The sequence below is a fragment of the Bradyrhizobium sp. USDA 10063 genome, from assembly GCF_054063735.1.
On sequence record NZ_JBSSGP010000002.1, the window covers coordinates 3311985 to 3325392 of the forward strand.

Annotated in this window: 11 protein-coding genes; 1 reads left to right on the forward strand and 10 read right to left on the reverse strand. The window is 65.1% G+C overall.

From position 1 onward, the window contains the following. Positions 1-19: 19 nt before the first annotated feature. The 8 genes from ftsW to rsmH form a co-directional block, all read right to left on the reverse strand. A complete protein-coding gene (gene ftsW / locus ACVJGD_RS18040) occupies positions 20-1171 on the reverse strand; it encodes a putative lipid II flippase FtsW (protein ID WP_456635610.1) in 1152 nt (383 codons plus the stop codon). A 227-nt stretch (positions 1172-1398) separates the two neighbouring features. Further along, complete coding sequence (murD, locus tag ACVJGD_RS18045) at positions 1399-2799, reverse strand: UDP-N-acetylmuramoyl-L-alanine--D-glutamate ligase (RefSeq protein WP_456635611.1); 1401 nt, start codon at positions 2797-2799, stop codon at positions 1399-1401. Next, a complete protein-coding gene (gene mraY / locus ACVJGD_RS18050) occupies positions 2796-3902 on the reverse strand; it encodes a phospho-N-acetylmuramoyl-pentapeptide-transferase (RefSeq protein ID WP_454617509.1) in 1107 nt (368 codons plus the stop codon). The genes murD and mraY overlap by 4 nt, the downstream gene beginning before the upstream one ends. Before the next feature lie 10 nt (positions 3903-3912). Beyond that, complete coding sequence (locus ACVJGD_RS18055; protein WP_456635612.1) at positions 3913-5346, reverse strand: UDP-N-acetylmuramoylalanyl-D-glutamyl-2,6-diaminopimelate--D-alanyl-D-alanine ligase; 1434 nt, start codon at positions 5344-5346, stop codon at positions 3913-3915. Beyond that, positions 5343-6800, reverse strand: a complete 1458-nt coding sequence (locus tag ACVJGD_RS18060) for a UDP-N-acetylmuramoyl-L-alanyl-D-glutamate--2,6-diaminopimelate ligase (RefSeq protein ID WP_456635613.1) — start codon at positions 6798-6800, stop codon at positions 5343-5345. Before ACVJGD_RS18060 ends, ACVJGD_RS18055 begins: the two co-directional genes overlap by 4 nt. 134 nt (positions 6801-6934) lie before the next feature. After that, positions 6935-8680 carry a peptidoglycan D,D-transpeptidase FtsI family protein gene (locus tag ACVJGD_RS18065; RefSeq protein WP_456635614.1) on the reverse strand — a complete coding sequence of 582 codons (1746 nt, stop codon included), beginning with the start codon at positions 8678-8680 and terminating at the stop codon, positions 6935-6937. Then, positions 8677-9075, reverse strand: coding sequence for a cell division protein FtsL (ftsL, locus tag ACVJGD_RS18070; RefSeq protein WP_456635615.1), 399 nt, complete (start codon positions 9073-9075; stop codon positions 8677-8679). The genes ACVJGD_RS18065 and ftsL overlap by 4 nt, the downstream gene beginning before the upstream one ends. Before the next feature lie 3 nt (positions 9076-9078). After that, positions 9079-10206, reverse strand: coding sequence for a 16S rRNA (cytosine(1402)-N(4))-methyltransferase RsmH (rsmH, locus tag ACVJGD_RS18075; protein ID WP_456640284.1), 1128 nt, complete (start codon positions 10204-10206; stop codon positions 9079-9081). Between the two features lie 336 nt (positions 10207-10542). Between rsmH and ACVJGD_RS18080 the strand changes: the two genes are divergently transcribed. Beyond that, on the forward strand, positions 10543-11403 hold the full coding sequence (locus ACVJGD_RS18080; protein WP_456635616.1) for an N-acetylmuramoyl-L-alanine amidase: 861 nt from the start codon (positions 10543-10545) through the stop codon (positions 11401-11403). A 220-nt stretch (positions 11404-11623) separates the two neighbouring features. Here ACVJGD_RS18080 and ACVJGD_RS18085 read toward each other — a convergent pair whose 3' ends face one another. Next, complete coding sequence (locus tag ACVJGD_RS18085) at positions 11624-12859, reverse strand: RNA polymerase sigma factor (RefSeq protein WP_456635617.1); 1236 nt, start codon at positions 12857-12859, stop codon at positions 11624-11626. A 73-nt stretch (positions 12860-12932) separates the two neighbouring features. Further along, positions 12933-13283 (reverse strand): YciI family protein, encoded by a 351-nt coding sequence (locus tag ACVJGD_RS18090; RefSeq protein ID WP_456635618.1) that lies wholly within the window; start codon positions 13281-13283, stop codon positions 12933-12935. Positions 13284-13408 lie beyond the last annotated feature (125 nt).

Sequence of the window (13408 nt, forward strand, 5' to 3'; positions counted from 1 at the left end):
CAATGACGACGGAAATGTCTCACGCGTAGCTCGGCGCTGCGCTGGCTGCGTTGGTCGATTCGATCTCGGTGCGCGGGCGCTGCCGGGTCAGCGCCAGCATCATCCCGACGCCATAAGCCAGCGAGACGATCGACGAGCCGCCATAGGAGATGAACGGCAGCGTCATGCCCTTGGCCGGGATCAATTGCAGATTGACCGCCATGTTGATGGCGGCCTGCACGCCGAACAGGATCGCGAGCCCCGACGCCGCAAAGCGCGCGAACATGTCCTCGCTCGCATAGGCGCGCGAGAGCGTGCGGATCACGACGAAGGCGAACAGTGCCAGCAGCGCAAGGCAGAGGATGATGCCGAACTCTTCCGCGGCGACGGCGAAGACGAAGTCGGTGTGGCTGTCCGGCAGGCTGCGCTTTGCAATGCCCTCGCCCGGCCCGAGCCCGAACCAGCCGCCGTTCCAGAATGCCTCCATCGCCATGTCGACCTGGAAGGTGTCACCGGAGGCCGGGTTCAAGAAGCGCTTGATGCGGCCGGCGACGTGCGGAACAAACAGATAGGCGCTGAAGAGGCCGAGGCCGGCGGCGCCGGCAAGCCCCGCGACCCAGATCATCCGCATGCCCGCGATGAAGAACAGCGCGCCCCAGACCATCAGGATCAGCATGGTCTGGCCGAAATCGGGCTCCATCACCAGGGGCGAGACCAGCATCAAGAGCAGCACCATTGCCATCGACGTCGCCGGCATTTCCGGACGCCTGGTCGATTCCGCAAACAGCCAGGCCGCAACGATGACGAAGGCCGGCTTTGCCGATTCGGAAGCCTGGATGTTGATGCCGAGCAGCGTGATCCAGCGCCGGGAGCCCTTCACCTCCGGACCGACCAGGAGCGTCATCACGATCAGCACGATGCTGGCGAAGAACACGACCAGCGCGGCGCGCCGGATCTGGCGCGGCGACAGGAAGGAGACGGCGATCAGCACGATGAAGGATGGCAGCAGGAACAGCACGTGCCTGGAGAAGAAATGGAAGGGATCGAGCCCGATCCGGGTCGCGACCGGCGGGCTCGCCGCCAGCGACAGGATGACGCCGCCGAACATCAGCGCGATGATCGCAGCCAGCAGCGGCTTGTCGATGGTCCACCACCAGTCGGAGAACGGGGTGCGTTGGTCGCGGGCGAGCATGGGCGTCCCCAGATGGCCGAGGTAACGGCCATTGGTGGACGAGGATGGTTTCCGAAGGGTTAATGGATTGCGGAAGTTTTGAATTGTAGCGAGCCGTCCCCACTCACCGTCGTCATACCCCGCGCAGGCGGGGTATCCAGTACACGCCGGCCTATCGACTCAAGCCACCAGCTTCGGTGGAATACTGGGTCACCCGCCTTCGCGGGTGACGACGGTCGAACGTGGTCTCACACCACCGGCTTGACGCCGGGCAGCACATTGACGAGGTCGCGGAAGGCGGCGCCACGGATTTCGAAATTGCGGTACTGGTCGAACGAGGCGCAGGCCGGCGACAGCAGCACAACAGCCTCAGCGAGGCCGGAGGCTTCTGCCTCACGCGCCGCGTTGGCCACGGCCACATCCAGCGTCTGCGAGATCTCGTGCGGCACGGCTTGGCCCAGCGTGCCGGCAAATTCCTGCGCCGCCTCGCCGATCAGATAGGCTTTGCGGATGCGCGGGAAATAGCCGGTCAGGCTGGTTATGCCGCCGGCCTTCGGCTTGCCGCCGGCGATCCAGAAAATGTCAGAGAATGACGACAGCGCATGCGCCGCCGCATCCGCATTGGTGCCCTTGGAGTCATTCACGAACAGCACGTTGCCGCGACGACCGACCTGCTCCATGCGGTGGGCGAGGCCCGGAAAGCTGCGCAGGCCGTTCTGCAGCACATCCGTCGAGATGCCCATCGCCAGCGCGCAAGCTGCGGCGCAGGCGGCGTTCTGGGCGTTGTGCAGGCCGCGGAGCGAACCGATGCCGCCCAGCCGCGCGACCTCGCTGCGCGCAGCGCCCGACGCAAGCACGATGGTCTCGCGTTCGACATAGATGCCGTCGGGCAGCGGGTTCTTCACGGACACCCGCACCACGCGCTTGCCTGACCGATCCAGGCGATCGGCGATGTTGCGGCAGAAGATGTCGTCGACGCCGACGATCGAGGTGCCATCCGGCTGCACGCCGGCGACCAGCCGCTCCTTCACGGCGGCGTAATTCTCCAGCGTGCCGTGGCGATCGATATGGTCCTCGCTGACATTGAGGAGGATGCCGACGGATGGATCGAGCGATGGCGTGAGGTCGATCTGGTAGGACGACATCTCGATCACGTGCACGCGTCCCATCCGCGGCGGCTCCAGCGACAGGATCGCGGTGCCGATATTGCCGCCCATCTGGGTGTCGTAGCCGGCGACCTTCATCAGATGCGCGATCAGCGCTGTCGTGGTCGACTTGCCGTTGGTGCCGGTGATGGTGACGAACGGCGCCTGCGGCGCATGGCGGCGCCGCTCGCGGCAGAACAGTTCGACATCGCCGATCACCTCGACGCCGGCCTGGCGCGCCAGCAGCACGCTCCAATGCGGCGCCGGATGGGTCAGCGGCGCGCCGGGGGTCAGGATCAGCGCGGCGAAATTCGCCCAGGACACGGAGCGCAGATCGGCGGTGGTGAAGCCGGCTTGCGCGGCCTTCGCGATATTGTCGGCATTGTCGTCGCCGGCGATCACCTCCGCCCCGCCCGCCTTCAGCGCGTTGCAGCTCGCAAGCCCCGAACCGCCGAGCCCGAACACGGCGACCGTCTTGCCCGCAAAGGAAGTGACAGGGATCATCGCAGCTTCAGCGTGGAGAGGCCGGCGAGCGCCAGCATCACGGAGATGATCCAGAAGCGGATCACGATCTGCGGCTCGGTCCAGCCCTTCTGCTCGAAATGATGGTGCAGCGGCGCCATCCGGAACACGCGCTTGCCGGTGAGCTTGAAGGAAGCCACCTGCACGATCACCGAAACCGCCTCCAGCACGAACAGGCCGCCGATCACCGCCAGCACGATCTCGTGCTTCACCGCGACCGCCGTTGCCCCCAGCATGCCACCGAGCGCGAGCGAGCCGGTGTCGCCCATGAAGATCGAGGCCGGCGGCGCGTTGAACCACAAAAATCCGAGACCTGCGCCCAGCACGGCGCCGCAGAGCACGGCGAGCTCGCCGGTGCCGGCGACATAGTTGATCTGCAGGTAATCGGAGAACACCGCGTTGCCGGTGAGATAGGAGATCATGCCGAAGCTCGCAGCCGCGATCATCACCGGGACGATGGCGAGACCGTCGAGGCCGTCGGTCAGGTTCACCGCATTGCCCGCGCCGACCATGACGAAGGCGCCGAAGATCACGAAGAACCAGCCGAAATTGAACACGACATCCTTGAAGAAGGGAATCGCGAGCGAGGTGGAGGACACATCGCGGCCGAGCCGCACCAGCGCGTAACAGGCGGCGAGCGCGATGATCGCTTCGATCGCAAGGCGCAGCTTGCCGGCAAAGCCGCTGTGGCTCTGCTTGGTGACCTTCAGATAGTCGTCATAGAAACCGACGAAGCCGAAGCCCAGCGTCACCGCCAGCACGATCCAGACATAGGGGTTGATCGGGTTCGCCCAGAGCAGCGTCGCCACCACCACGCCGGACAGGATCATCAGCCCGCCCATGGTCGGCGTGCCCTTCTTGGTAATGAGGTGCGACTGCGGGCCGTCGGTGCGGATCGGCTGGCCCTTGCCCTGGCGCAGCCGCAAGTGATCGATGATCCAGGGCCCGAACAGGAACACGAACAGCGCGCCCGTCACCATCGCCCCGCCGGTGCGGAACGTGATGTAGCGGAACACGTTGAGCGCGCCCCGGAACACCCCGAAGCCGGGGACCGTGTTGGAAAGGTCGATCAGCCAATAAAACATTCAATTATGCCTATACCGCTTCTTCGCGCGCGGCTTTGCCGGGAAAGCGCTTTTCCAGCGCGTTGACGATCCGCTTCATCTTCGAACCCAGCGATCCCTTGACCATGACGGCGTCGCCGGGGCGGATGGCCGCGACCGCCTGGATCTCCAGACTCGCCGAACTATCGGCATAGCCTCCCCGTCTTCCCGTGGAAAGAGCATCCCAGAGGTTGCGCATCAGCGGACCACAACAATAAACGAGGTCGATATTGTTGGCGTTGACCGCCTCGGCCAGGCCGCGATGCAGCGCGGGGCCGGTTGGCCCGAGCTCGAGCATGTCGCCGAGCACCGCGATGCGGCGGCCCAGCGGACCGAGCCGGGCCCGCCCGAGCACGTTCAGCGCCGCCGCCATCGACGCCGGATTGGCATTATAGCTCTCATCGATCAGCGTCGCTTCGCCAGTACCGACCTCCAGGACGCGCCGCGCACCGCGGCCCGCGGGCGCCTCGAGCTGCGACAGCGACAATGCCGCGCGCGCGAGGTCCGCCCCGATCAGCGACGCGCCGGCGAGCACAGCGAGCGAGTTCATCGCCATGTGGCGGCCCGGCATGCTGATCTTGTAGGTGACGTCGTGGCCAAAGATGTTGGCATGCACGGCGGAACAGGCCGCCTGCAGCGAGACGTCGAGGAGCCGCGCGTCGGATTGCGCGTCCGTGCCGAAGGAGACGATGCGTGAAATGCCGAGTTCCTTCGCGTGCGCTTGCAGCCTTGCGAATTGCGCATTGTCGCGGTTGAGCACGACGGCGCCGGCGGGCTCCAGACCCAGGAAGATCTCCGCCTTGGCGTCCGCGATCTCTTCGATGCCGGAGAAGAATTCCAGATGCACCGGCTCCACTGTGGTGATGACGGCCACATGCGGCCGCACCAGCCTCACCAGCGGCGTGATCTCGCCGACATGGTTCATGCCGATCTCGAACACCGCGAAGCGCGCCGATGCCGGGCAGCGTGCCAGCGACAGCGGCACGCCCCAATGATTGTTGAAGGAAGCAACGGAGGCATGCGTCTCGCCTTGTGCCGAGAGCACGTGCCGCAGCGCTTCCTTGGTCGAGGTCTTGCCGACCGAACCGGTGACCGCGATGATCCTGGCGTTGAGCCGCGCGCGCGAGGCGCGGGCAAGATCGACGAGACCCGCGAGCACGTCGTCGACAATCAACAGCCGCGCATCGGCTGCAAATTTTTCGTGCTGCGCCCTTTCGACCACCGCGAGCGCGGCGCCCGCCTTCAATGCGGCCTCGACAAAATCGTGGCCGTCATGCACGTCGCCCTTGATGGCGAAATAGGCCTCGCCCGGCTGAAGCGTGCGGCTGTCGATGGAAAGACCGCTGACGCCGGAGGGCAAGCGCCCCTGCGTTGCGGCGCGCATCGCCTCAGCCATCGCGACCGGTGTCCATAGTGGCGTGCTCATGCGACCCTCGCTTCAAGCGCCGCAGCTACGGCCTCATGATCGCTGAACGGCAGCGTCCTGTCGCCGATGATCTGTCCGATTTCATGCCCCTTGCCGGCGATCAGGAGCACATCGCCCGGCTGCAATGCGGCGATGCCGGCCCTGATCGCTTCGGCGCGGTCGCCGATTTCGCTCGCGCCCTTTGCCGCGGCGAGAATGGCAGCGCGGATCGCCGCGGGATTCTCGCTGCGCGGATTGTCGTCGGTGACGATGACGCTGTCGGCATTGTCAGCGGCAATCGCTCCCATCAGCGGGCGCTTGCCCGCATCGCGGTCGCCGCCGGCGCCGAAGACCACGATCAGCTTGCGCTTCGCATAGGGCCGCAGCGCCTGCAGCGCCTTGGCGAGCGCATCCGGCTTGTGCGCGTAGTCGATGAAAATCGGCGCACCGTTGCGCTCGCCGACGCGTTCGAGCCGGCCCTTGGCGCCCTCGAGATGTTCGAGGCTTGCGAAGACAGCGTCGGCGTCGCTGCCGGTGCCGATCGCAAGTCCGGCGGCCACCAGCGCGTTCTCGATCTGGAACTCGCCGACCAGCGGCAAATGGATCGTGCGTTTCCGGCCGCGGTGTTCGATCACGAGCTTCTGCGCAAAGCCTTCGATCGACGCGCCGACCAGACGAATGCCATCTCCGCCATCGGCATTGCGGCCAACCGTGACGATCCCAAGCTTGCGCGCGCGCGCCGCATCGATCACGTCAGCCGAACAATCATGATCGGCCGAGATCACGGCGGCGCCGCCGGGCATCACGAGATCGCGGAACAGCCGCAGCTTGGCGTTGAGATAGTGCGCCACGTCGGGGTGATAATCCATGTGGTCGCGCGACAGGTTGGTGAATCCGCCGGCGGCGATGCGCACGCCGTCGAGCCGATACTGGTCGAGCCCGTGCGAGGACGCTTCGAATGCGAGATGCGTGACTCCGTCACCGGCAATCTCGTCGAGCTGGCGATGCAGCTCGATCGGATCAGGCGTGGTCAGCGAGCCGTAGACCGTGCGCTTCGGCGACACCAGGCCGATGGTCCCGATGCTCGCGGCATCGTGCCCCAATCGCTGCCAGATCTGGCGCGTGAAAGCCGCCACCGATGTCTTGCCGCTGGTGCCGGTCACCGCCGCGATCGTCTCGGGCTGGCGCTTGAAGAACTTCGCCGCAGCCAACGCCAATGCGCGGCGCGGATTGGGCGTCACGACAAAAGGCACGCGCAGATCGCCTTGCGGCCGATGATCGCCCGCGACCGCCGCCGCGCCTGCGGCAATCGCGGCATCGACGAAGCGCGCCCCGTCGGTCTTGTAGCCCGCGAGTGCGAAGAACAGATCGCCCGCCTTCACCGTGCGGCTATCAGCCGTCACCCCTCCGATCTCGACGGCTTCCGCCTGCGGATCGATCGTGGCATCAGCACTGAAGAGGTCGCGAAGTCTCATGATCTTCCAGTCCGGCCGGCGATTCACACGTTGAAACGTGACGGCACTTCCTCGAAGCAGCGCCCTGCTTTCTGTTTGAGCATGATCCTCGGAAAACTGCATCCATGCTTCCGGATCATGCCCTCCCCCACGCCTTACTGGGTTGTCCTCGATGCCGCAAGAATAAGGCGGTCGGACGGCGGCAGATCGAACCGCGGCTCGAGCCCCAGAAGCGGCGCAATACGGGCGATCACCTTGCCTCCGGTCGGCACCGCGTTCCAGCCCGAAGTGATGAAACCATGGGTCTCCGGCAGCGCCTTCGGCTCGTCCAGCATCACCAGGAGCTGATACCTCGGATTATCCGCCGGCATGATGGCGGTGAACGAGTTCAGCACCTGTTTCTTGGAATAGCGGCCGTTGACCACTTTTTCCGCGGTACCGGTCTTGCCGCCGATATAATAACCCTTCACGTCGGCCGACTTGGCCGTTCCGATCTCGGCATTGAGCCGCATCAGGTAACGGATCTTGTCCGATGTCTCGGGCTTGACCACTCTTTTCGCGATTGCCCTCGCCTCTTCCTCCGACCGCTTCAGGAAGGTCGGCTGGATCAGATAGCCGCCATTGACCATGGCATTGATGCCCATCACCGCCTGCAGCGGCGCCACCGCGATGCCGTGACCGAAGGCAATGGTGATCGTGTTCAATTCGCCCCAGCGCTTCGGCACGATCGGCGATGCGCTCTCCGGCAGTTCGGTGCGCAGCCGGTCAAGCTGGCCGACTTTCTTCAGGAACGCCTTGTGCGCTTCCACGCCCTGGCTCAATGCGACGCGGGCCGCGCCGACATTGGAGGAGAAGGTGAACACTTCCGACAGCGAGATCGCCCGGCCCAGCGGATGGGTGTCGTGGATCGCGAACTTGCCGTAGTGCAGCGCGCCGCGCGCGTCATACATGGTGTTGAGCGTGGCCTTGCCGGAGTCGAGCGCCATCGCCAGCGTCAGCGTCTTGAAGGTCGAACCCATCTCGAACACGCCCGTGGTCAGGCGGTTGATGCGGTCGGGATCGTGCGCTTCCTTCGGATTGTTCGGATCGAAATCGGGCAGCGAGATCAGCGCGACGATCTCGCCGGTCCGCACGTTTGACACGAGGCCCGAGGCCGCCTTCGCCTTGTATTTCTCCTTGGCCTTCAGGAGCTCGTCGCGCAGCGCGTGCTCAACGCGCAGATCGATCGACAGTTCCACCGGCTTCTGCAAGCGGTCGGTGGCAAAGCCCGCGCGATGCAGGTCGGCCAGACCGTTGTTGTCCAGCCACTTCTCCATGCCGGCGATGCCCTGGTTGTCGATGTTGACGAGGCCGATCAGGTGGGCGACGGCAGCGCCGGTCGGATAGATACGCCTGTTCTCGCGCAGGAAGCCGATGCCGGGAATGCCGAGGCGGTGGATATCCTGCTGCTGTTGCGGCGTGATCTCACGCTTCAGCCAGACAAAACCTTTTCGCGAGGACAGACGGTCGCGCACTTCGACGGTGTCGAGGTCGGGCAACGTCGCTGTCAGAAGCTCAATCGCCTCGTCCTTGTCGATGATGCGGCGCGGCTCGCCGAACAGGCTCGGCGCCTTGACGTCGGTCGCAAGGATTGCGCCGTTGCGGTCGACGATATCAGGCCGCGCGGTCGCGATCGCATCCTGTGCGGCCGTGCGGCGCGCGCCATGGCTGTCGGCGCCGATCGCGAACATCACGAGCCGCCCGGCGATGATGGCGTAAACGGCGGCAAAGGCGATGATCGCAAAGCCGACGCGGGCGCGCGCCTTCACTGCGCGGTCGACGTTGCGCCCATAGAGCAGGCTGCGGATCAGCCGCTGCCGCCACGGCTCGGCCGGTTTTGTGCTTGGCGCGCGGTCGGTCATTGCTGATCACCCTGCGGCGGCTGCTGCACCGAGCCGGTCACGCTTTCCTGGTCGGCGGCGGCCTCGATGGTGTTGATCATTGCGCCGATCGGATCGGGCGCGCCCGGCCGCGCGAAGTTCGGCGGGCGCTCGGGCAGATTCTTCAGCGAGTCATATTGATTGGCACTGAGCGGCTTCAACGCCAGATGACGCTCGGCCAGCCCCTGCAACCGAAGCGGCGCGTCGAGCTTGGCCCATTCGGCGCGCAGAGCCGCGATCGCGTCGCGCTGCTCGCGAATTTCCGCGTTCAGCCGCAGCACGCGCTCGGTACGGGCGGTCGATTCCATCTTGATGCGGTAGACATAGGCCGCACAGACCACGAGGAAGCCGATCACGAGGAAATGGAGGATGCGCATGCGCTAGCCTCCCCTCATGACGCGTTCGAGCGTCGGCCATGACGGCGGCGCACTCTCGGCATGCACGGGCGCTTCCGTGCGCTCGGCGGCGCGCAGCTTGGCTGACCGCGCGCGCGGATTGGCCGCGATCTCGTCCTCGGATGGTGTCAGCGGACGTTTTGTCAAAATCTTGAAGCTTGGCGCCATCTGCGCGACTGCGGGCAGATGCCGCGAGCCGCTGGCAACCTTACCGCGCTCAGCCAGGAAATTCTTGACGATGCGGTCTTCCAGCGAATGGAACGAAACAACCACGAGCCGCCCGCCCGCCTTCAGCACACGCTCGGCGGCTGTGAGCGCGCGATGCAATTCGTCGAGCTCTTCGTTGACGAAGATTCGCAGCGCCTGGAACGTCCGCGTCGCCGGATGGATCTCGTTCGGCTTGGAACGCACGACCCTGGCGACGATGTCAGCCAGCGCTTGCGTCGTCGCGATCGGCGCTTGCTTCCGCGCAGCCACGATAGCGCGCGCCACCGCGCGCGAGTGCCGCTCCTCGCCGAAGAGATAGATGATGTCGGCAAGATCGCGCTCGGACGCGGTTGCGATCACGTCCGCCGCGGTCGGCCCCTCATTCCCCATCCGCATATCGAGCGGGCCCGCCAGGCGGAACGAGAAGCCGCGCGCGGCCTGGTCGAGCTGCATCGAGGAGACCCCGATGTCCATCACCACGCCGTCGACGGCCTCGACGCCCTGGGCGCTGCAGATGCCGGCGAGATTCGAGAAGCGGTCCTCGACCAGCGTCAGCCGGCCATCGGCGCGATCGACCAGATCGAAACCGCCCGTGATCGCCGAGCGGTCGCGATCGATGCCGATGACGCGGGTTCCAGGCACGGCAAGGATCAGGCGGCTATAGCCGCCGGCGCCGAAGGTGGCGTCGACATAGATGCCTCCGTTTCGCGGATTCAGCATCTCGACCGCCTCGCGGCCGAGCACGGAAATATGCGGCGCAGCAGGCGTCATGCGCCGGCTCCGGTGATCGTCCGGCGTAAGGGGTCGAAACTGGACACGGACCAGCCCATGGCGCCTCGAATGGTTGCGCGTCATTCCGCGGTCCCGGCTGAGCAGCCGCGGCACGGAGCGAACGCCGGTTCCCATATCAGGCCGCAAATCCTGATGTCCGACCGGAGTTTGCTGGGCTGCCATGGGATTTCGCGCGCAAGCGGGCCTCGGCCGTCCCTCAAAAACCGGTTCGGCTATTCACCACTTAGTAACGGCACTTAGCGTTAAGAAAGCGTTGCCGAAACCTTCACGGTTTCCCTTGCTTTTTAACCACACGTGGAACCGGATGATGCGCATCATCCACAGGCGGGTCTAAAATTCACGAGATGCACGCCCATATGATTGCGCCCGCGGCAGGGTAAAGGAATAGTAAATTGGCGGCTGTCCGGAAACTGCAGGGCTGCCGTTCTGCCGCCGGGTTTGAGATTTCGGATGTCGTCTGGTTCGTTCACGTCTGCTGATTCGAAGCGTCAACGCGCCCTTCCGGTTCCCAGGGCCATAGCCGACATGAAGACCTTTACCCCGGACTCCTCGATCGTCTCCGATGTCATCCCGTCGGTGAATTTCGGCGAACGCGCCAACGACCGGCAACCCGACATGATCGTGCTGCACTACACCGGCATGCCCGACGTCGAAGGCGCCATCGCGCAGCTCTGCACCGCCGGCACCGAGGTCTCTGCGCATTACATTGTGCTGGAGGATGGGCGCATCGTGCAGTGCGTGCCGGAGAGCAAGCGCGCCTGGCATGCCGGCGTGTCCTGCTGGGCCGGCGAAGAGGACATCAATTCCTGCTCGATCGGCATCGAGATCATCAACCGCGGCCACGACTGGGGCTATCCGGACTATCCGCTGCGCCAGATCGCAGCAGTGATCGCGCTGTGCCGCGGCATCATGCTCCGCCGCAACGTGCCCTCGCATCGCGTGCTCGGCCATTCGGACGTGGCGCCGGCGCGCAAGAAGGATCCCGGCGAGAAGTTCCCGTGGCATTCGCTGGCCAATTCCGGTGTCGGCCACTGGGTTCAGCCCGCGCCGATCGTGCGCGGGGATACGCTCCAGCTCGGCGCTATCAGCGACAACGTCACCAGCATGCAGAAGGCATTCGCCCGCTACGGCTACAACATCCCGACCAACGGCAAATTTGACGGGCCGACCATGGAAGTCGTCACCGCCTTCCAGCGCCATTTCCGCCAGGCACGCGTCGACGGCATTGCCGATCGCTCGACCATGACCACCCTGCACGCGCTGCTGGAGAGCCTGCCGCCGGAAGCGACGACAGCGGTTGCGGCGAAGTAGGCAAGTATCTCTCAATCGCTTCGTCGCTATGCTCCTCGCAATAGCGGTGTCGTCCCGGGCTTGACCCGGGACCCATAACCACAGGCGATGTGGTGTGCTCCGCTGCAACTGCTTGCTCACACCAGAACCATTTCCTGTGGTTATGGGTCCCGGCTCAAGGCCGGGACGACAGCGGTGGTTTGATCGATCATCATAGCGAGGAGCATCGCGACGAAGGCCACTATTCCATCTCCGCGATGCGCCGCGCATAGAGCCGGCGCAGGGGCTCCAGTTGCGTCGCGGCGGTTGCCGCCAGATATGCATCGCGCGCGGCGTCGTGGCGACCGAGGCGGCGCAAGAGATCGGCGCGGACGGCCGGCAGCAATTCGTAACCCTTGAGGCTGCCGCGCGCTTCCAGCGCGTCGATCAGGTGGAGCGCGCGCGCCGGGCCGTCGACCATCGACACCGCCGCGGCATGGTTCAGCTCGATCACCGGCGACGGGCTGATGCGGAGCAGCACTTCATAGAGACCGGCGATCTGCGGCCAGTCGGTGTCTTCATAACTTGGCGCACGGGCATGCAGCGCCGCGATCGCGGCCTGCACTGCGTAGGATTGCGGCCGGCCGGGCATCCGCAGCGCTTCCTCCACCAATCGCAGACCTTCGGCGATCTGGCGATAGTCCCACAGCGAACGGTCCTGCTCCTCCAACAGCACGATGTCGCCGCCCGCGGTCTTGCGGCCAGCGCGGCGCGCGTCATGCAGCAGCATCAGCGCCAGCAGCCCCTTGATCTCGCCGCGCGCTGGCATCAGCGCATCGATCAGCCGCGCCAGCCGGATCGCCTCGCGCGCCAGATCCGGGCGCATCAAATCCTCGCCGGAGGTCGCCGCATAACCTTCGGTGAAGACGAGATAGATCACCGCCAGCACGCCGCGCAGCCTTGGCTCCAGCGCCTCGCGTTCCGGCACCTCATAGGGAATGCCCGCGAGACGAATCTTCTGCTTCGCCCGCAGCAGCCGTTGCGCCATCGCGTCCTCGCTGACGAGGAAGGCGCGCGCGACCTGGGCCGTCGAGAGGCCACAGACCGTGCGCAACGTCAGCGCGACCTGCACTTCATCGGCAAACGACGGATGACAGCAGGTGAAAATCAACCGCAGCATGTCGTCGTCGAGCGTGGCATCGGCGAGTTCGAAAGGAGCGGACGCATTGAGCAGGAGTTCGTGCGTCAGCTCCTGCTGCTTGCCGCGGAATACGGCATTGCGGCGGATGCGATCGATCGCCTTGTTGCGACCGACATTGACAAGCCATGCCCGTGGGTTCTCCGGCAGTTCGCCCGCATACCATCGCTCCAGCGCCACCGCGAATGCCTCCTGCAGCGCGTCCTCCGCGAGATCGAAATCGCCAACGAGGCGGATCAGCGTCGCCAGCGCGCGCCTCGCCTCGTCGCGGAAGATCTTTTCGATCTGGGTTGGAGTCATGCGGTGAACTGCTCGTCGTCGTTCCGGGCCTGCGCCTCACAGCGCATCCCGGAATGACGCCGGTGAGAGACCGTCAATCATACACCCAGATCGGCCGCACCTCGATCGTGCCGAACCTCGCGCTCGGGATGCGCGCGGCAATCGCGAGCGCCGTGTCGAGGTCCTTCGCTTCGATCAGATAGTAGCCGCCGAGCTGCTCACGCGTCTCCGCGAACGGACCGTCCGTGGTCAGCGTCTTGCCGTCGCGCACGCGCACGGAGGTGGCGGTGGTCGTTGGTCGCAGCCGGTCTCCAGCCTTGAAGTTGCCGCTCTGGATGATGGATTGGGTGAACTTGCCGTATTCCTCCATCATCTTCTGGCTCGTTGCCGCGTCGAGTTTCGCGTACTCGACCTCGTTCTGATAGATCATCAACAGATACTGCATCGCGAAGTCTCCTTTTCATCGGCTGAATCGCCTACATTCCAGTCGAGCGGGCCGGACGGAAAACGACACCCTTCAGGATAATTTATTTTGGCGAGGTTCCGCAGGCCGCTTTCGCCTTGACCTTG